This is a genomic window from Brevibacillus sp. JB24b (assembly GCF_051713385.1).
In the GTDB taxonomy this organism is placed as follows: domain Bacteria; phylum Bacillota; class Bacilli; order Brevibacillales; family Brevibacillaceae; genus Brevibacillus_B; species Brevibacillus_B laterosporus.
Window position 1 is genome coordinate 830,824 of the sequence record NZ_JBNVQV010000001.1, and the last position, 17,295, is coordinate 848,118.

Sequence of the window (17,295 nt, forward strand, 5' to 3'; positions counted from 1 at the left end):
ACATGCCATATCATAAAACCATCTGGAATAATGGTGCTTCTCCTGGAATTAGCGCCGATAGATTAAACAATATGGAGGAAGGGATTGAATCAGCTCATCTAGTCATTGACCAACTAAAAAATACCGTTTCAAATTTGGAAACAAGAACGAAAACGCTAGAAGATTCACTACTGAACGATTTTAAAAACAATATTTTCTTTGTCAACTTTAAAGAGATACAAAAGGTCAAGGTTTCATCTGGATGGTATGACAAGGGAAATAAAAGGTTGGTGATTTTGTAGATGGCAACGATAAAAAAATTAGAAAAGCAATTCGATGAATTATCATATAGCTCACAAACACACACCTTAACAATACCAGGTTTAAAAAGTATTAAGTCTGTAACGGTCAATACAGGGACGGTATCATATAAAGTGAACGGCAACACTGTAACGTTTACTTTCGGTGGAGGCTCCTACACACGGTCAGCTCAAACAGGAGGCTCCTATGTACCTACCCAGACTAGAGTGGCAACTTCTTCACAAACAAGCAAAACAAATTCCTTTCCTAGCAGTATGTCGTATAAAGTAAGTGGATTTAGTGGAAATCTTAGTAAGAGTGGAAGCCCGTCTAAAACACTTGTAAGTGGCTCTATCGGGGATAGTAAGTCTGTATCGAAAAGCAAATCTGCATCAAGTGGAAGATGTAACTCTTGCCCAGAAGCAGAAAGGTATGCAGAGAGGGCTTTGCCTAGCTCCATTTCATATAACGAGGGTGGGTACAGCGGAACTTTATACCAAACGGGTTCCGTGTCTTTTGGGGCTTGTACACGATCTGGAAGAAACCCTGATGAATACTGGAGTACGACAGCAACGGCAACGTATTCTGGCACTGTCACAAGACCATCCACCGCGGTTTATAGTTACACACAGTTATATAGTGGCACTGTCACGAAACCTGGATATGATACAAGAAGCTATACCTATTACTATCGGTATGCGGTAACTATCGAGTATTCCGATAACTCTAATCCAACACTGAACCTATCCTCTCCAATCGACAATCAAAAGCTTGCGGAAAATGCTACGTTACGCATTCAAGGAAATGCGTCTGATATCGACAAAGATAACGTAGTTACAGTAAAATACCAAGTCAATAAAGGGACAGTAAGGGCGTTGCAATCGGGAGTATCCAACGGTAGCACGCCTATTTCTTTTGCCAAGACTTTAACATTTAAGAGCAAACGGCTTTATGATGGGGCTACAGATATCGTGGGTTTGGATTTAGCAGAAAACATTGACCATACCCTAACCATCTGGGCAGAGGACGACCAAGGCGGTAAATCAACTGAGTTTACACGGAAATTTCGAGTTGTTCACAACCGACCACCCATTATTACTGGTCAGAATAAGGACTTAGGAATAATTGAGGCAGCCCCTTCTGAAACGTATAGCGTTACCGATCCAGAAGGAGACAGTTTCACTGTTGTTGAAAAGATAAATGGAACTGTGATCCGTTCGTTTCCAGGCATAGCAGGTAAAGAAGAAACGGCCACAATTCCACCTGATATATGGCTCACTCTACAGCCTGATGTAGTACACACTCTTACAGTTACAGCTACAGACAAGCAAGGCATGATGTACACTCGATCCTACACATTCAAGAGATTCGAAAATAAAATTGTGATTGACGGGTTTGCCGTACCATTTACTACAGATATTGCTGCCAAGCGTGTGTTGGTTACTCCAGATTGGGTTATTCCATTTGGAACTGTCGTTAAGGTAGAAACGTGCAATAACGCTTTTGATGAATCCCCTACATGGGAGGATTGCACATTGGTTGTAAAGCTTGGGCGTGGGTATCTGTATACAAATGATAAGAAAACAGCCGACAAATGGGGAATTGACATTCGATTCCATATTGAAAAAGGAGAGGCTACAAAACCTATTTCATTCCAAGGATTCGGAGGTGCATTTGATTAATGAATATCGAGCTACAAAACGCAAAGCCGCTTTCGCAAATCAAAGAAGAAAAAGACATGAATAATGTTACACCGGAGTTGCTTGCTGCCTATGAAGCTATAGCAAAGTTAGACGAAAAAATAGCCTTGTTGGAAGGCAAAATTCTAAAACTTGAAGGAGAGAACAAACATGACTAAACAATATATGATTCCTGTATATGGCTTGCTGGTGAAGGCTGGACGCCGAGAAATTGAATCTATACCAGAGGAATATCAAATCCCTGTTGCCGAGTATTTAGCTGAACAAGCAGAAATGTAAAACGTCTTTCTCATCTGAGAGAGGCGTTTTTTATATCCAAAAACAACAGGGGGCCACGGCTCCCTATCTTAATTTGAAAGGGATAGATACATGGAAAACTTACTCAAAGTTCTTTCAGCCGTAGGAGGTGCAGTCGTTACGTTTCTTTTTGGTGGGTGGTCATACCTACTCACGGTATTAATTTTTTTTGTATGTATTGACTACGCAAGCGGTATAGCGGCAGGAGCGGCGGAAGGGAAACTAAAAAGCAAAATTGGACTCATCGGGATAGCAAGAAAACTTTTTATTTTTGGGATCATCGCTATAGCTCACATGCTGGATACTGCCTTAGGGGATCAGCATGTAATCCGTAGCGCAACGATCTTTTTTTATATGGCTAATGAACTGCTGTCCATTTTAGAGAACGCTGGACGTATCGGCTTACCAGTACCAGACGTGGTTAAACGAGCTGTAGAGGTTCTAAAAGATAAAGGAGAGGGTAAATAATGCAAGCAAAAAATGAAACCAATATCAAGGGAATAGACGTGTCTAAATGGCAAGGTGAAATTAATTGGAATCAAGTTGCATCTGACGGAGTGAGGTACGCTTTTATCAAGGCAACGGAAGGGACGAGCCTAGTTGATAGGAAGCTGAAAGAAAACGCTCAGGGAGCCAATAGAGCCGGAATCAAGGTAGGGTATTATCATTTTGCCCACCCTGATTTATCTGCCCAAGCACAAGCGGAACATTTTGTTCAAACGGTCAAAGGGCTACCATGTGATATGCCGCTAGTTCTTGATATCGAGACGGACAAGGGGTTAACACCTGAACAGATTACAACGTTTTGCCTTGGGTTTCTTACCCATGTTAAGGGCCACACAGGAAAAACGCCTATGATTTATACAGGTGCTTATTTTGCTAAACGTTACCTTGATAAAGCTCTCGCTAGCTATCCATTATGGGTAGCCCATTACAATACAAACCAACCTATGCTAAACCCTACATGGAGCCGATGGGCGGTATTCCAGTATTCCGATTGCGGGAAAGTGGCTGGTATTAACGGTAATGTGGACATGAACTGTATGGAAAAAGATTTTTGGAATGCAATGATGAAGGAGGAAACAACTATGGATAGAGTGCTAGCAGATGAAATCATTTTAGTATTGAAAACACAATGGAAAGTTAGTGATGCAATGGGAATGAAGGAGCAAGTGAAATATCTTGGGGAGCTTGCCGATCGGGTAAGGGTTGCAAGTGGGCAAGAGCCGCAGAATAAATAGAAAAAAGTAAACAGTTACTAGAGAACGAGAAAACGTCCGAATACGAGGGAGATTCGGACGTTTCTACATAATGATTTTTCAGTTAAGATTAAAAGGGACGGCTATTCCTCTTTATCTTTGTATATTTTATCCAAAAGGATAGAAACAACGAAGAATACTACTACAAAAATTAAGAAACGAACAAACTCTGTAATAAGCCAACTATCAGCTATATTCATTTCTTTTGTAACTTGCATAGTACCATATACAGAAAAAATAGTTAGAATGAACTTTAAAGTCTTTGAGTTCATTTTATCTCCTTTCTGTTTTTAAAGTATAGCGTACACGATACCTTGTGCAATAATTCCGCAAGATTTTGCAACCCAACCCCAGACATATGGCTCCAAAGCTTTAGTTACAGTATCTTTCACTTCATCCAACGGCCCCATTAAAATATAGGTGTTCCAAGCGAAAATCCATTTTTCCTCTGTAAGTTTTTCTTTTGCTATGTCTGGGAATTTAGCATATATTTTTTTCGGTAACTCCCTTTTTACATACCCTTTACCAAAATATTTCATTAGCTTTGTTCCAAGAGAAACAAAACCTTGTGCCTCAACTTGGGCAGGCCCTTTTTCTACTACTACTCTTGGTGCAGTTTCTAAAATTTCCTTAGCAGTTTCTTTGATGATCTTATCCATTTCTTGTTGCGACATTGGAGTTTGATAAGAAGCTGATTGTGATACTTTTTCTTGGGCAAACACGCTGGTCGCCGGAGCGATAGCAGTCCCTAGAAAACCAACAGTAGATAAAATCGCAATTCCTTTAATTAACTTTTTGTTCATCATAAAGTATAACCTCTTTTCTGAATATTATCAATAAAGGGATATTTTTACATTCGATCCTACAAAAATTCCTTATTCTCGATCAATATAATTGCCTATAAGGAATAACTGAACCACGGCTTTATTTTGTTATACAAAGTTTCCCGTACAGCTTATTCACATGTAAGACAATTACTTTTTCGAAAAAAAATATTTTTTTCCATTTAAACGCAAAGGCGTGGTAAACTCGAATGGAGCATCATTAATATGCTCTGATTGTGGGGGTGTTCCTAAGCTTTCGTTGGGCATTTGGGAACATCCCGTTTTTATTACCTGTTTAAAATCCTTCTTTCGACATCTACCTCTGCGATCGCCCCATACTAACATCTGTCAACTCCTTCTTTGAAGATTCCTTCTTTGCTATCCTCCTTTCTTCTGGCATCCACAAAATATAAAACTAATGAAATTTCCTAAATTTTATATAGATTACCAGTTGTTGGGTTGATTATATATTAAGATAAACAAATTTCCTAAAAATATTTTTATTTAATTTTTTTCAAAAAAAAAAGAGGTATCCCTCTTAACAAAATGAATGATTTTTCAAAATGTAGATTAATTTATTAAGTTTAACGACATTACCAACCTTCTCCATAAATGAAAGTTTTAGAAAGGCTTTGTTCATTATATGTTGCTGACAAAGCTGTTTCCGAGTTGATTCCGATAAAACCTAATAAGGACAGAGTCACCAGTGATAAAATCCATGTTTTCTTCATATTGATTATTCCTCCTTGTCATAATGGTAACGAACTCTTCTTTCTGTTCTTCTGACGGATCGTTTTGGTAATGGAGCAGAATAAGGTTGCGTAATCGTTCTACATTTTTAAACATAAGTGCTAATTGGAGGGCTTCCAAAGTATACTTGAATCCCTTATCCTTTTCCCCTTTAATAAAATAATATGCGGATAGAGCTTGAAATAGCTTTAATTTATGTCTTTTAATAAGTATATGCGTTTTGCTACATATTTCCATAATTTCTTTTTCAAATGTACGTAACAACTCCTCGATGTTTTGTAGCATTTCTTTTTGAAGATATGTTTCTATTGCTACAGGTAAAAAAACACATAATTTATTCAAATCACAGGAAATTAGCTTTATATGTTCATCAATGTATTCAACATACCCCATTTCAATAAAGAGCAATGTCTCATTAATTTGAGCTAGTTCTGCATACTCATTCCCATAGGTAGCGTATTCCTTTATGACGTGAATTGCTGTTTTATAATCTTTCAAGCCTTCATAGCCAGCAACTTCGTATAGTAAAGCCTCTGTAATATATTTTTTTTGGTTTTCAGCAGTAGCTAATTCTTTTAATTCTTTTGCGTAGTTCAATAACTTATCCCATTTTTCTACGACATTATAGAACGTCAATATTTTATAATAAGCATCAAATTTATATTCCTCTGGAAGTAAAGGAAGATATTCTTGGAGTTGATGCAACGTTTCATATCCAGAGACAGTAAGGTCTACATCTCTTGCTATGATAAATCGTCTAAAATAAGCAATGGCTAACTGTTCACTACGTGTGGTACTGTTGGTTATCACAATGTCATATAGCGGTAGACTGTAATTTCGTTGTTCAGATGAAAAAATGTGTTCCGCCATTTTAAATGTATTATCAACAAGCCGTTTTCTATCTGTATCCTCGTTGATAAAATCCATAATTTTTTTGGTAATATCATATCTTTCTGCTTTGATGCAACCGATAAAAAATTCTGCCGTTTTAGCTGGTGACAGTTTTCCGGTTTCGTTGAAGCATTCACCTAAAAAATACTCATAGAAAGTGCCCATCTGTATTTTTAAAGCCTTTGTAATTGTTTCCAATTGAGGTAATGTCATTCTTCGCTTGTTATTCATTAATTGGCTTATTGTTACTGAATCAATTCCGGTAGCTTGTACAAGGTCTTTTTGTTTCCATCCTTTACTATCAAGTGATTCTTGTAAACGTTGGCGTAATTCAATTTGTGCTACTTGATGATTGTATTCAAAGGCGTACATTTAACCTATCCCCCTCTTGTATTTGGAAAAATAAGTAAAAATATTCCATTACATCATACTTTAATTAGATAATATTGTAAATAAAAATAAAAGTATAAGAGTATTATTTTTAAAAATATTAAGTTCTATATGTTCCTAGCTACAAAAAATAAAACACCCTTCATTCCCGTAAAAGGTTGAAAGATGTTTTATATGTTCATTGTATAGGGCTTGTAGGATGTCAATTTATAAGCTGTTCTCCTTGCTTAATATATTTCTGATGTTAATATTTTATTTATTGAAATCGGAACAATTGTTCTTGTTTTGTGTTATAATAGTTTAACAAGTTTTAACAACTATGAATATAAACAAAAAGTAATAGGATGGTGGATTGATCAATGGTACGTGATCGCGTGATTGTAGATATAGACAAATTAGCAAATGTAATAAAGATCAATTTACGGAATGTGATAAATAATGCTACACCCAATATTATTGGTACTCACGTTCAACACGGAGAAAAGCAATTAACTTTTTCCATTCCTTCTCGGTCAACTCCCGACCATCCACAACTACTTTGAACGTTTTTAGTAATTCTTCATCGGAAAGATCAATATTCGCTAAGAACCCTTTTTCGTTTTTATACGGATCAGGGTTCTCTTTTTTTTGCCGTTCTGTGTCGGGTAAATACACTGCTACTGTCTCTGCTACTCTTGAGTGATTATCAAAGGGAGTACAGTTATTTAAGTTAATATCTGTCTTGCATAAAAGATAATCAGTCGTGCAATTAAAAACCTCTGCAAGTGCAATAATTATATCCCAGGGAGGCATAGCTCTACCTGTTTCATAGTTGGATATACTAACCCGATCAACCCCAACTCTTTCTGCTAAATGTGATTGATATAGTCCTGCCTCTGTTCTTTTTGCTTTTATTCTTTCACCGATTTTTTTCTTTAGGTCAGTATCTACGCTGTTTCCTGTTACCTTATTCATTATTTAATCTCCTTTTTTTAAAAAAGTAGTTGACGTTTAAATAATGCACATGGTAGTATTTTCATGTGTCCTAAATGCACACGACAAAAAATAACATATGTGAAAGGAGTGGTGTGTTTTGTCCAGAAGAAAGGCAGACCCACGCCCAATTATTAAACGTACTAGATTTAAAGAGCTTCGATTAAAACACGGTAAAACACAACGTGCTGTTTCAATTGATTTTAATGTTAGTGAGAGCTTTATTCGTAATATTGAACACGGTCGTTGTAATCCTGAGATTGGTTTCGCATTCAGACTCGCTAAATACTTTAATACAACTGTAGATGATTTGTTTAGCGATTTGGTAGTTAATGATTGGGTAGTTTAGTGATGTATATTTTTTTGATTAACATGTGCATCTTATGCACATAGATCATTATATACTGTGTTTTTAAATAACGCAATAGAACCAATATAAAAAAATACAGTTTTTAAGTTCTTACAAGACCATAAGCAATTACTTCATATAAGAGAGGGGATATCAAATGAAACAACTACGGGTGATTAATCAAAATGGACAACTATTAGCGGACAGCCGAGAAGTGGCTGAAATGGTAGGGAAACGGCACGATCATTTGATTAGAGATATTGAGGGGTATGTAGCTGTTTTGGATCAAAACCCAAATTTGGGGACTGACCATTTTTTCATTGAAAGTAGCTACACATCTGGAACAGGGAAACGATACAAATGCTATCTCCTAACCCGTAAAGGTTGCGACATGGTAGCCAATAAAATGACTGGCGAAAAAGGTGTTCTCTTTACTGCCGAATATGTTACTCGATTTGAAGAAATGGAAAAACAGCTAAATGGCAGCAACGTTACTGGGTTAAGCAAGGAGCTGCAAGCAATCTTCTTCCTGGATAAAAAAAATCAGGAGATTGAAAGACGAGTGACACATTTAGAGCAAACGTCAACGATTGATTACGGGCAACAACTAGAAATTAGTAATACTTGCAGAAGCCGAGTTATGCACATCATTAACGGTCATGAGAGTAATGCTTATAAGGATAAAAACCTACGTTCTAAAGTTTTCAAATCGATCTGGAGAGATTATAAAAACTATTTTAGTGTTGAGTCTTACCGCAATACTTCTCCTTTGGATTATCAAAAGGCCCGTGAGTACATTCAGACATGGAAACCCGCTGGGAAGCTGTTGCGCGAGATCGAAGAGGCGAACAATCAATTAAGTTTTGTATAAGAAAGGGCGGCAGACAATGAAAATGCAAATGGCTACAGCAAGTTTAAATGAAATGATACACCTTCTACAGACAATGAAAGAGTCTGGTGTTAAGTGCGGCTTAGAAATCTATAAAAATGTAACGGCTAATCCGTTTATTGAAATCTCTAATTCTGAAATTGATTACAGATATCTTCAAGGAGCAAAAGAGGACTATCTAGCGATTACTTTAGGAGGCACTGAGCTTAATTTGGATTTAGATGAGTACATTTTTTTCAAACACATAAATGATTATCAAATATTGCTTGGTGCGGTTTCAGATGATGAAACAATTTTAATTAGTAGTAACATATTGGGTTTAATTTGTCTGGCTAATGTTATCCATTAGAAAGGGGCTGCTTTCTGTGACACTTAGAGAGTTAGCAGAAATTTGGAAAGACAACGAGAAGCAATGTTCTATCATTCTACGAAACGCACAACGAGAGGAGAAAAACCGTGGAAATTAAGTTTATATCTATTAAACTGCACAATTTTAAAAGTCACCGTGATCTTGTCGTAGAGTTTGGCGACCTTACCAAGATCACAGGTGACAACGCGAGAGGGAAATCTAGTATTTTAGAATCCATCTCATGGACATTGTACGGCACAGACACACTAGGTAGCAAGAGCGATCCAACACCTACCAATTATAAGTACGATCACATATCCACAGAGTTATTACTATCTGTTGATAACAAGCAAATTTTACTTGCTCGTTCGATCGAAAAAGGAAAGAACAAACTGTATGTAAATGAAGTACCCACAAAATCCACAGAGTTTGACGAACTGGTCAAGTCTCTATTTGATAAAGAGTTATTCTTAGCTCTATTTAATCCATTCTATTTCCCATCTCTTCACTGGGAAAAACAGCGAAGTATGTTGCTTCAATACGTTACTCCACCACTAAACAAAGAAGTGTTCGCACAACTACCAAAAGCACAAGCCAAAAAGCTGTCTGACCAATTAAGAAAACACACATTATCAGACTTAGAAAAGATTCATCGGGACAATAAAAACAAGATGGATAAGGCTCTTATATCAGAAGAAAGTCGTACTAGAACTTTGCAAAAACAACTGAAACATGTACCTCAACTTGATATTAATGTGGAAGATACGAAAACAGAAATTGAAAGGCTCACTGATCAAATCAAAGAGATAGAAGCGACTACATTTTCGGCAAGTGAGAACAATCAACAATACAATTCTCTGAATGCTCGAATCCAGTCTCTACAAGAACAAATTAGTGACTCAGCTTCCAAGTGGCCCTCATTACGTGACGAGGCTATAGCGGATACATGCCGCACATGCAAGCGGCTATTAGATGCAGAAGCGATCGAAGCAGTAGAGACAGATAAAGGAAAGCGAGTAGAACAGTACAAGGCTAACCACAAGTCGCTGGTGACGAAAAGAAACGAACTTCAATCTCAACTTGCACAACTTGAATTTATTGACGTGTCGGAACAGATTGAAAAAATTCGGGAGTTAGAAAAGAAACAAAAGTCATTACTTGCTAACATTGCTGCACAAGATCAAAGAGAACAGCTACTAGACCAGATTAAACAGGCTGAGAGTGCGGAAGCTGAAACGCATGAAAGTCGAAGTGATTCCATTCTAGTGTTGGATGCAATCAAGGCTTATGAAGCTAAAGTCGCAGAGTTACAGGCGGTGAAGGTACAAGAATTATTTACTACCCTATCCGTTCGCCTCTTTAAACAAAACAAAGGTGACTGTGAATATAAACCAGATTTTGAAATTGAAATGGACGGAAAATCATACCGAAAACTTTCTCTTTCTGAAACTATCCTAGCTGGCTTGGAGTTACGGGACGTGTTAAGTAGGCAATCAGGAATTGTTGCCCCTTGCTTTGTGGATAATGCAGAATCTATCACACGCTTTACTAGACCTTTAGGGCAGTTAATTACATCCAGAGTAATAGCCGATCAAGAATTAATCATCGAGACGGGGGATAACTAGACATGACAACACAATTAGCGGAATATCAACCATTTGCTTTTGGCGAATTAACCGAAAGTGACGTAAAAACGATACATGAAACGATTGCGAAAGATTGCAATGAATCTCAGTTTAAATTATTCATGGCAATTGCTAAAAGTTCAAATGCTAATCCGATTCTAGGTGAAATTCATCCTAGTGTATTCGGTGGGAAATTAACTGTACAATTTGGAATTGATTTTCACGTAAGAAAAGCAAGAGAGGTAGAGGGATATCTAGGATACGATGTTCAGCTAATCCATGAACATGATGAATTTAAAATGCATCAAGAACGTTCAGAGGATGGACGGTACTATGTCGTCATTGATGAACACTCTTGGACAATGCCTAGGGGTAGGGTAATAGGCGGTTATGCTATCGCCTATAAAGAAGGTTTGAAGCCTTTCACCGTAACAATGGAAGTAGGAGAAGTAGAACATTATAAATCATCACCAATAGGTATGCAGAAAACTATGTGGACAAAAAACTTTAATGACATGTTTAAAAAACACATGGTCAAGCGAGCATTAAAAGCCGCCTTTGGAAAGAGTTTTGGGGATACAGAAGATACCTTGAAAGATACAATTTCTGATACTCCTAACTACGAACCTAAACAACGTGAAGTTGTGGTTGAAGTGAGTGGGGAAGAAGTTAGAAATAAGAGTGACAGTGTATCTACTACTACTGAAAAACATGAAGAAGATCAAATTAAAAAGATCAAAAAGGAGCTAAAGGCTAAATTCGAAATTCTGGGCATTACCAGCAAAGATGAAATAAATTCATACATGCAACAGCATTGCCCAAACAATGGAAACGTTCCTACTTTAGCAGAGTTAACGGGCCTACTAAAAATCATGGATCAGCATATCGAAGAAATGAACAACAACTATGATGAACTGGAATAGGGGGAATTTTAGTGAAAGTTAGAATCCTTGCTTCCGGTTCAAATGGAAACTGCATAGCGATTCAGTACGGTGAAAAGTGCATTCTTATTGATGCCGGAGTTGCTAAGACAAAGATAGAAAAAGCTTTACTAGAACAGGGTATCTATCCTAATGCTGTACAAGCTATATTCATTACACATGCACATGGCGATCATATCAAAGGCTTACCATTTGCGAACAAGTACCATATTCCAGTGTTCGCCACTTATGGCGAATGGAGAAGTATTTCAAAAGTTGATGTGGAGCTACAAAAACCAATAGAAACGATTTACGGAGCTTACCACGCAATAAATATACAGGGGGCGAGCATTTGCCCCTTTCCCACTCATCACGATGCATACGAGCCTGTAGGGTTCTCTATTACGGACGGTCAAACGAAAGTTAGTGTGTGCTTAGATACTGGCAAGGTAGATAAGGAAATGCTAGAAGCTATGAGAGATTCAGACATTTACATTATCGAGTCGAATCATGATCCAGACATGGTTGAAGTAGGTCAATATCCTACCCAAGTAAAAGCACGTATCCTTTCTGATAATGGACATTTAAGCAACGAGCAAACAGCAAAAGCATTACAGAGATTAGTACAGGGAAACGGTGAGAAAATCTATCTGGTGCATTTATCTAGTAAAAATAATTTACCGTCTCTAGCAGAGTTGACAGTAAAACAATTTTTGAAGAAAAAGGGCCTAGTAATAGGCCAACAATATAACGTTGAGGTGGTTTCATGAATAAGGTTTTTCTTATTGGGAGACTTACAAAAGACCCTGAGTTGAGATATACGCCCAATGGTGTTGCAGTAGCTACATTTACCCTAGCAGTTGACCGGAATTTTGCTGGTACTGATGGACGGAAAGAAGCGGATTTCATTGGGATTGTGGCTTGGAAACAATTAGCCGATCTATGCGCTAACTATCTAGCTAAAGGCAGACAATGTGCCGTTGATGGACGAATACAGACAAGAAGCTATGACAACAAGGAAGGAAAGAGAGTCTACGTCACGGAGATTGTAGCAGAGCATGTGCAGTTTTTAGGTGGAAGCAAAGGCGAACAAGATAGACAGGGAGCCGCAGCTCAACCAAGCGATCCGTTCTATAGTACCGGTCAGAAAGTTCAAATAAAAGATGAAGATTTGCCGTTCTAATAAAAATTATAGGAGATGTTTATATATGAGAAACCCGATCGCAGTATTGCACAGGGAAATTGATAGACTTTCTAACCAAGTAAAAATTCTTACAGAAGAAAAAGAATTGCTACAAGGTGAGATTAACAATCTAACCCGTTCTAAGAAAATAAAATTGCCGCGAGAAGTTGCAGAAGCGATAGAAAGGGAGTTCGGGAAAGCATCAAAAGACCAAAAACAATGGGGATTTTTCAACATCGTTGTTACTAAAACACATAGTTTAAATCACAATGGGAAAATCATTAGAAGATATTTTCGTCCCGATAAATTTCTCGATCTTGCTACAGCTCTCGTAGAAGGCTATACGATCGAGGAAACCAAAGAAGAACGGATTAAACGAGGGATACAAGCAATTTATAATCAATGGACTACAGTACCATCCATCAATGATGAAGAAGACGGAAAAGACTTAGGGCAACGAGTCTATGCTCTGGTAAAAAGGGAATTGAATTTATAAGTAGGTGGTTTAATGGCGAGGCCAACTAAGAAAGGACTAGAGTATTTTCCACTAGATACTGACATTGACCAAGACGAGAAAATAATTGTTGTTGTAGCAAAGCTTGGTATGCAAGGTTTCGGTATCCTTATCAGATTGATGATGGAGATTTACCGAAATGGTTATTACTACCCATGGAGCGAGAGAGAACAACTTGTTCTCTCTATGAAACTACGGGAACCAGCAGAGGTAGTTGTTGAGGTAGTAAATGAGTGTCTGAAATGGGGGTTCTTTCATAAAGAAATGTTCGAACAGCAAGGTATCTTAACGTCTAAGGGCTTTCAGAAACGATATCTATTAGCAGCAGGTAGGAGAAAAGGAACTGAGATAGCGGAAGAACATAAATTGATAGAAGAGGATTCTGCAACAAAAAAAGTAGTTTCTGCTGACAATAACCCTGATAAAAACGACATTATGCCAACAGAAAGTACACAAAAGCAAAGGAAGGAAAAGAAACCGAAAGAAACAACAATCCCTCCTCAATTTGATGAATTTTGGAGTTTGTACCCTAAAAAGGCCTCAAAGCAAGACGCTATAAAAGCATGGGCAGCCTTAATCAAGTCTGGTGCAAGTATAGATGACATAATGGCAGCCACCAAGAAATATGCCCAGGAGTGCCAAGGGAAAGAAATTCAATTTATCAAACATGCTGCAACGTTTCTACGAAATGATAGATGGAAAGATCATCTCGTACAAACAACCCAAGGCATTTATAAAAGTACAGTAACTTTGGATAAAGAAACAGCATTGCAACAATGGATACAGAGGGGGAACAATCCTGATGATTTTGAATGGGAATGATACAAACGTTGATATCATGGCCGAGCAAAGTATATTGGGTGCAGTTCTTCTAAAGCAAAGTGCATTAGATGAAATCACCTTCTTGGAACCACGAGATTTTTCAATAGACAGTCACCAAAAGCTTTTTGAAGTTATGCGTTACATGGATTCAAATAGTATTCCAATTGATATCGTTACCGTTACTACAGAATATCTCAATTTAAACAAACTAGCAGACCCCAATTTTGTAACATACATCACGGAGCTTGCTGGAGCTTGCCCAACTGCTACTAATGTAAAACACTATGCCAAGCTCCTTAAATCCAAAGCTATTCGAAGAAGAGGTAAACAGGCATTAAATAAGGCGTTACTACTTTCAGAAGAGAATTACGAGTCGGACGAGGAATATTATTCGGCGGTAGAGTCGGTTTTGTCTAATCTTAGACCAAATGACACGGGGAAGATGCAGCATGTAAAAGATTTTCGGGGCGAATATTTTGAGCATCTTTCTAAGGAACCCGATTCCTTGAAAAGTGGATTCATAGGTTTTGATGATTGGGCTGGCGGTGTACGTAGAGGATGGCTGTACGTCCTTGCAGGGAGGCCATCGGCGGGTAAAACAGCTAAGTTGCTACAGATGTTACAAAACATTGCGGAAGAGGAAAAAGGTGCAGTTTTTCTATGGTCACAAGAAATGGGACGTACACAAATAATGGATAGATTAGTTTCAAGCACATGTGAAATTAACTATAAACGTTTCATTAGCAAGAAATTCGAACCAGGTGACAAAGAGAAAATAAATTCAGCTTACAACTACTTAGAAAAACTACCAATTTACGTCCAAGATAGTTCGGGTGTAACGATTGATGAAGTATATTCAACCGCTAAAAATTTTGTTAGAAGAGGCGGCAAGCTTGCAGCCGTTGCAGTTGATTATCTACAAATAATGTCTATTCCTCAGAAAAACGGGGAGCGTAGAGATCAGGCGATTGGACGTGTAACAACAACAGCAAAACGGATAGCAAGAGAATTAGATTGTTGCTTTATCATGCTTTCACAAATGACAAGGGATTCAGAAAGTGCAGTTAAGCCCCAATTGTCCCATCTAAAAGAATCAAGCAGCATTGAACAGGATGCAGATGTTGTGGAATTTCTATGGCATGATCCGAATGACGTAGATACTGGCGGTAAGGTAATTCAATCCTATATTGCTAAAGGACGGGATACCGGAGTAAATGACTTTAGACTGTTATTCAAGGGATGGATACAGCGCTTTAAGTGGCTTCCTAACTTAACAGGGGGCGGCGGCAGTGGTAAGAAAAATAAAAAATGATGAGCAGTTTATGAAATCAGTAGAATGGCTAGTAGAAAAAGCGTATCAAATAGAACACCCCCTAATGGATGAGAAGACAAAAGCCGAGCTGATAGCCAAGTACGATTATGTGAGTGAAAAGGTTATAGAATATCGCAAACGTGACCTGGAAAAGCTGCTTTATCCAACAGAGAAAGCACAAAAAGTGAACCTATCTGATTGGTTAAATGAATAGGAGGCATAACGTGTCGGTAAATCCCAAAAAGGCCCATAAACCTAGAAAAAATCATCCGTGGCGCAATGATTTAATGATTCACAAAAAAGTGAGTGATTTTGTTACTCTTTCTAATTCAGTTGGCAGAACGAATGAAAATGCTATAGGTGGCGGTAGACCATCTTACATGAAATAAGAGATGAGCATAAATCACAACATAGCTAAACATTATTGTTCAATAAATCTTGAACTATAACACAAAATATGGGGGGAAATAATGAGATTTGTCGGCATTGACCCATCAACAAAGACCGGATTTGTTGCTTTAGATGAGCAAGGAAAAGTATTGCGAGCTAAGGAGATTACTGGGGCCGGAAGTAAAGACCCTTACCGTATGCGAACCATGATTGAAGATTTAATGTGCCACATTCACTCATGCGACTTGATTTGCATAGAGGGATTCGGGTACGCCTCACAGCAAGCCGTACAGAACGGTGGGATTGGTTGGGGTATTCGAATGGCACTTGATAAACACGGAATCGACTATAAAGACATAGCTCCCAATACCGTAAAAAGTTTTGTCGGCGTTACGGGATGGACTGGGGAAACAGGCAGTAAAGTCCGCTTGCAAGGCAAGGCAAAAAAAGATGCGGTGACTGTAGCTGTCGAGGAAATGTTCGGATATAGTCACGCAAGTGATAACGTTATTGACGCTTATGTGTTAGCTAGAATTGCTCTTCATCAATATCGGGAGTCCGTAAGAAAGTACAGACTACGCCATTCAAATATAAAATAACAAACCAAGGAGCGAATAGAATATGAAAACACAGATTAAAGCCACCTTCCAAGATTTTAATGCAGGTTCCAAAAAGGATATTTTAAAATTTGAGATTAAAGGCGATCTGACAGATGCACAAATTGTAAGCTTGCATAAATTAAAAGGCAATATTGTGTTCCTGGATATTTCAAGCGACCAGCTCGATATTTACGATTACGACAGTGAATCAAACGTACATGAGGGCATTTGGTACAACGTAGATACGGGAGGAAACGTTGAGGTAACGGAAGAGCAATTGACCATTGAAGACGTTCCTACTCCAATAGATGAGTTTAACAAGGCAAAAGAAGCTCATGACAATGAAGAAAAGGAACCGCTAGAAGAGACGAAACAAGAAGAATCTAACGTAAATTCCACAAATAATGAAAATGACGATGACTTACCATTCTAAATTGTTCCTGGCCCCTGCTGCTAACAGGGGCAAAATCTTTCAATCCAGGCATTAAGGGGAGATACGATGCAGATGAGCTTTTTTGCAGAAATAGACCAGAAAGAAACTCATAGGGCTGTAGAGTCTGCATTTGAACAATATCGGTTAAATAAATATTTGATGTTTGAAGAGCGAGAAGCAAATACCACAGCAGGATATACAGAAAGGTTTCATGGCCCAACGAATGTAACCAGCGATCAAACGGCTTCTATAGCAATACACAATGTTGATACTCTGAACGCAAGAAAGGCCTATTGTAGTTTAGTGGAACGTGCAGTAAATAACTTGCCACGTAAGGAACGTTATTTAATAGAAGAAAGGTACATGTGTAGAGAAGCTGAGTATATCACTGACTACAATGTATATAATTTTAAGTTTGATCCACCCATTAGTAAGGACACCTATAGAAAAATTCGAAAGAAAGCATTTCGTAAACTGGCTATGGTATTAAATATCCAAGTCGAAAAAAGTTCTTCATTATAACGGTTAAGTCAAGGAGACAATTTGAA

The 17,295-nt window shown here is 37.9% G+C and carries 24 protein-coding genes; 21 read left to right on the plus strand and 3 right to left on the minus strand.

Annotated elements, in window-relative coordinates; translation table 11 throughout:
• Window positions 1–2 precede the first annotated feature (2 nt).
• The 6 genes from ACQV1I_RS04525 to ACQV1I_RS04550 all read left to right on the plus strand — a co-directional run bounded on the left by ACQV1I_RS04525 (window position 3) and on the right by ACQV1I_RS04550 (window position 3,517).
• Window positions 3–281: a hypothetical protein gene (locus tag ACQV1I_RS04525; RefSeq protein ID WP_258417593.1), complete on the plus strand. Its 279-nt coding sequence runs from the start codon at window positions 3–5 to the stop codon at window positions 279–281.
• Complete coding sequence (locus ACQV1I_RS04530; protein ID WP_438769093.1) at window positions 282–1,961, plus strand: Ig-like domain-containing protein; 1,680 nt, start codon at window positions 282–284, stop codon at window positions 1,959–1,961.
• Entirely contained in the window at window positions 1,961–2,137 is a 177-nt protein-coding gene (locus ACQV1I_RS04535) for a hypothetical protein (RefSeq protein WP_438769094.1), read from the plus strand. The genes ACQV1I_RS04530 and ACQV1I_RS04535 overlap by 1 nt, the downstream gene beginning before the upstream one ends.
• Window positions 2,130–2,258: a CD1375 family protein gene (locus tag ACQV1I_RS04540; RefSeq protein ID WP_429826506.1), complete on the plus strand. Its 129-nt coding sequence runs from the start codon at window positions 2,130–2,132 to the stop codon at window positions 2,256–2,258. The genes ACQV1I_RS04535 and ACQV1I_RS04540 overlap by 8 nt, the downstream gene beginning before the upstream one ends.
• A 90-nt stretch (window positions 2,259–2,348) precedes the next feature.
• Window positions 2,349–2,744: a phage holin family protein gene (locus ACQV1I_RS04545; RefSeq protein ID WP_438769095.1), complete on the plus strand. Its 396-nt coding sequence runs from the start codon at window positions 2,349–2,351 to the stop codon at window positions 2,742–2,744.
• On the plus strand, window positions 2,744–3,517 hold the full coding sequence (locus ACQV1I_RS04550) for a glycoside hydrolase family 25 protein (protein ID WP_438769096.1): 774 nt from the start codon (window positions 2,744–2,746) through the stop codon (window positions 3,515–3,517). Before ACQV1I_RS04545 ends, ACQV1I_RS04550 begins: the two co-directional genes overlap by 1 nt.
• 308 nt (window positions 3,518–3,825) lie before the next feature.
• On the opposite strand, the gene ACQV1I_RS04555 is transcribed toward ACQV1I_RS04550, so the two are convergent.
• From ACQV1I_RS04555 to ACQV1I_RS04565, 3 genes are all read right to left on the minus strand, one after another.
• The gene (locus ACQV1I_RS04555; RefSeq protein ID WP_438769097.1) at window positions 3,826–4,341 is read right to left on the minus strand and encodes a hypothetical protein; all 516 of its coding nucleotides are present in this window, start codon (window positions 4,339–4,341) and stop codon (window positions 3,826–3,828) included.
• A 657-nt stretch (window positions 4,342–4,998) separates the two neighbouring features.
• On the minus strand, window positions 4,999–6,372 hold the full coding sequence (locus ACQV1I_RS04560) for a helix-turn-helix domain-containing protein (protein WP_438769098.1): 1,374 nt from the start codon (window positions 6,370–6,372) through the stop codon (window positions 4,999–5,001).
• 471 nt (window positions 6,373–6,843) lie between these two features.
• Window positions 6,844–7,344, minus strand: coding sequence for a helix-turn-helix domain-containing protein (locus ACQV1I_RS04565; protein ID WP_438769099.1), 501 nt, complete (start codon window positions 7,342–7,344; stop codon window positions 6,844–6,846).
• A gap of 118 nt (window positions 7,345–7,462) precedes the next feature.
• Between ACQV1I_RS04565 and ACQV1I_RS04570 the strand changes: the two genes are divergently transcribed.
• From ACQV1I_RS04570 to ACQV1I_RS04640, 15 genes are all read left to right on the plus strand, one after another.
• Complete coding sequence (locus ACQV1I_RS04570) at window positions 7,463–7,711, plus strand: helix-turn-helix transcriptional regulator (RefSeq protein ID WP_438769100.1); 249 nt, start codon at window positions 7,463–7,465, stop codon at window positions 7,709–7,711.
• Between the two features lie 157 nt (window positions 7,712–7,868).
• The gene (locus tag ACQV1I_RS04575) at window positions 7,869–8,582 is read left to right on the plus strand and encodes an ORF6C domain-containing protein (protein WP_438769101.1); all 714 of its coding nucleotides are present in this window, start codon (window positions 7,869–7,871) and stop codon (window positions 8,580–8,582) included.
• A 16-nt stretch (window positions 8,583–8,598) separates the two neighbouring features.
• The gene (locus ACQV1I_RS04580) at window positions 8,599–8,949 is read left to right on the plus strand and encodes a hypothetical protein (protein ID WP_438769102.1); all 351 of its coding nucleotides are present in this window, start codon (window positions 8,599–8,601) and stop codon (window positions 8,947–8,949) included.
• 107 nt (window positions 8,950–9,056) lie between these two features.
• Window positions 9,057–10,574: an AAA family ATPase gene (locus ACQV1I_RS04585; protein WP_438769103.1), complete on the plus strand. Its 1,518-nt coding sequence runs from the start codon at window positions 9,057–9,059 to the stop codon at window positions 10,572–10,574.
• Between the two features lie 2 nt (window positions 10,575–10,576).
• Window positions 10,577–11,497 (plus strand): RecT family recombinase, encoded by a 921-nt coding sequence (locus ACQV1I_RS04590; RefSeq protein ID WP_438769104.1) that lies wholly within the window; start codon window positions 10,577–10,579, stop codon window positions 11,495–11,497.
• 11 nt (window positions 11,498–11,508) lie between these two features.
• On the plus strand, window positions 11,509–12,264 hold the full coding sequence (locus tag ACQV1I_RS04595) for an MBL fold metallo-hydrolase (protein ID WP_438769105.1): 756 nt from the start codon (window positions 11,509–11,511) through the stop codon (window positions 12,262–12,264).
• The gene (locus ACQV1I_RS04600; protein WP_438769106.1) at window positions 12,261–12,677 is read left to right on the plus strand and encodes a single-stranded DNA-binding protein; all 417 of its coding nucleotides are present in this window, start codon (window positions 12,261–12,263) and stop codon (window positions 12,675–12,677) included. The genes ACQV1I_RS04595 and ACQV1I_RS04600 overlap by 4 nt, the downstream gene beginning before the upstream one ends.
• Before the next feature lie 25 nt (window positions 12,678–12,702).
• The gene (locus tag ACQV1I_RS04605; protein ID WP_438769107.1) at window positions 12,703–13,173 is read left to right on the plus strand and encodes a hypothetical protein; all 471 of its coding nucleotides are present in this window, start codon (window positions 12,703–12,705) and stop codon (window positions 13,171–13,173) included.
• Window positions 13,174–13,185: 12 nt separating this feature from the next.
• Window positions 13,186–14,013: a DUF4373 domain-containing protein gene (locus ACQV1I_RS04610; RefSeq protein WP_438769108.1), complete on the plus strand. Its 828-nt coding sequence runs from the start codon at window positions 13,186–13,188 to the stop codon at window positions 14,011–14,013.
• Window positions 13,994–15,325, plus strand: coding sequence for a replicative DNA helicase (locus tag ACQV1I_RS04615; protein ID WP_438769109.1), 1,332 nt, complete (start codon window positions 13,994–13,996; stop codon window positions 15,323–15,325). The genes ACQV1I_RS04610 and ACQV1I_RS04615 overlap by 20 nt, the downstream gene beginning before the upstream one ends.
• Window positions 15,303–15,539: a hypothetical protein gene (locus ACQV1I_RS04620; RefSeq protein WP_278429812.1), complete on the plus strand. Its 237-nt coding sequence runs from the start codon at window positions 15,303–15,305 to the stop codon at window positions 15,537–15,539. Before ACQV1I_RS04615 ends, ACQV1I_RS04620 begins: the two co-directional genes overlap by 23 nt.
• Before the next feature lie 10 nt (window positions 15,540–15,549).
• Window positions 15,550–15,714 (plus strand): hypothetical protein, encoded by a 165-nt coding sequence (locus tag ACQV1I_RS04625; RefSeq protein WP_278429811.1) that lies wholly within the window; start codon window positions 15,550–15,552, stop codon window positions 15,712–15,714.
• 81 nt (window positions 15,715–15,795) lie between these two features.
• Complete coding sequence (locus tag ACQV1I_RS04630) at window positions 15,796–16,314, plus strand: hypothetical protein (RefSeq protein WP_438769110.1); 519 nt, start codon at window positions 15,796–15,798, stop codon at window positions 16,312–16,314.
• 22 nt (window positions 16,315–16,336) lie between these two features.
• The gene (locus ACQV1I_RS04635) at window positions 16,337–16,747 is read left to right on the plus strand and encodes a hypothetical protein (protein ID WP_438769111.1); all 411 of its coding nucleotides are present in this window, start codon (window positions 16,337–16,339) and stop codon (window positions 16,745–16,747) included.
• Between the two features lie 66 nt (window positions 16,748–16,813).
• Window positions 16,814–17,269: an ArpU family phage packaging/lysis transcriptional regulator gene (locus ACQV1I_RS04640; RefSeq protein WP_438769112.1), complete on the plus strand. Its 456-nt coding sequence runs from the start codon at window positions 16,814–16,816 to the stop codon at window positions 17,267–17,269.
• Window positions 17,270–17,295: the final 26 nt, after the last annotated feature.

Excerpts from the sequence above, each read along its gene's own strand:
- ACQV1I_RS04525 (WP_258417593.1), top strand. The coding sequence starts at position 3 with ATGCCATATCATAAAACCATCTGGAATAATGGTGCTTCTCCTGGAATT.
- ACQV1I_RS04530 (WP_438769093.1), top strand. The coding sequence starts at position 282 with ATGGCAACGATAAAAAAATTAGAAAAGCAATTCGATGAATTATCATAT.
- ACQV1I_RS04535 (WP_438769094.1), top strand. The coding sequence starts at position 1,961 with ATGAATATCGAGCTACAAAACGCAAAGCCGCTTTCGCAAATCAAAGAA.
- ACQV1I_RS04540 (WP_429826506.1), top strand. The coding sequence starts at position 2,130 with ATGACTAAACAATATATGATTCCTGTATATGGCTTGCTGGTGAAGGCT.
- ACQV1I_RS04545 (WP_438769095.1), top strand. The coding sequence starts at position 2,349 with ATGGAAAACTTACTCAAAGTTCTTTCAGCCGTAGGAGGTGCAGTCGTT.
- ACQV1I_RS04550 (WP_438769096.1), top strand. The coding sequence starts at position 2,744 with ATGCAAGCAAAAAATGAAACCAATATCAAGGGAATAGACGTGTCTAAA.
- ACQV1I_RS04555 (WP_438769097.1), bottom strand. The coding sequence starts at position 4,341 with ATGATGAACAAAAAGTTAATTAAAGGAATTGCGATTTTATCTACTGTT.
- ACQV1I_RS04560 (WP_438769098.1), bottom strand. The coding sequence starts at position 6,372 with ATGTACGCCTTTGAATACAATCATCAAGTAGCACAAATTGAATTACGC.
- ACQV1I_RS04565 (WP_438769099.1), bottom strand. The coding sequence starts at position 7,344 with ATGAATAAGGTAACAGGAAACAGCGTAGATACTGACCTAAAGAAAAAA.
- ACQV1I_RS04575 (WP_438769101.1), top strand. The coding sequence starts at position 7,869 with ATGAAACAACTACGGGTGATTAATCAAAATGGACAACTATTAGCGGAC.
- ACQV1I_RS04580 (WP_438769102.1), top strand. The coding sequence starts at position 8,599 with ATGAAAATGCAAATGGCTACAGCAAGTTTAAATGAAATGATACACCTT.
- ACQV1I_RS04590 (WP_438769104.1), top strand. The coding sequence starts at position 10,577 with ATGACAACACAATTAGCGGAATATCAACCATTTGCTTTTGGCGAATTA.
- ACQV1I_RS04600 (WP_438769106.1), top strand. The coding sequence starts at position 12,261 with ATGAATAAGGTTTTTCTTATTGGGAGACTTACAAAAGACCCTGAGTTG.
- ACQV1I_RS04605 (WP_438769107.1), top strand. The coding sequence starts at position 12,703 with ATGAGAAACCCGATCGCAGTATTGCACAGGGAAATTGATAGACTTTCT.
- ACQV1I_RS04610 (WP_438769108.1), top strand. The coding sequence starts at position 13,186 with ATGGCGAGGCCAACTAAGAAAGGACTAGAGTATTTTCCACTAGATACT.
- ACQV1I_RS04615 (WP_438769109.1), top strand. The coding sequence starts at position 13,994 with ATGATTTTGAATGGGAATGATACAAACGTTGATATCATGGCCGAGCAA.
- ACQV1I_RS04630 (WP_438769110.1), top strand. The coding sequence starts at position 15,796 with ATGAGATTTGTCGGCATTGACCCATCAACAAAGACCGGATTTGTTGCT.
- ACQV1I_RS04635 (WP_438769111.1), top strand. The coding sequence starts at position 16,337 with ATGAAAACACAGATTAAAGCCACCTTCCAAGATTTTAATGCAGGTTCC.
- ACQV1I_RS04640 (WP_438769112.1), top strand. The coding sequence starts at position 16,814 with ATGCAGATGAGCTTTTTTGCAGAAATAGACCAGAAAGAAACTCATAGG.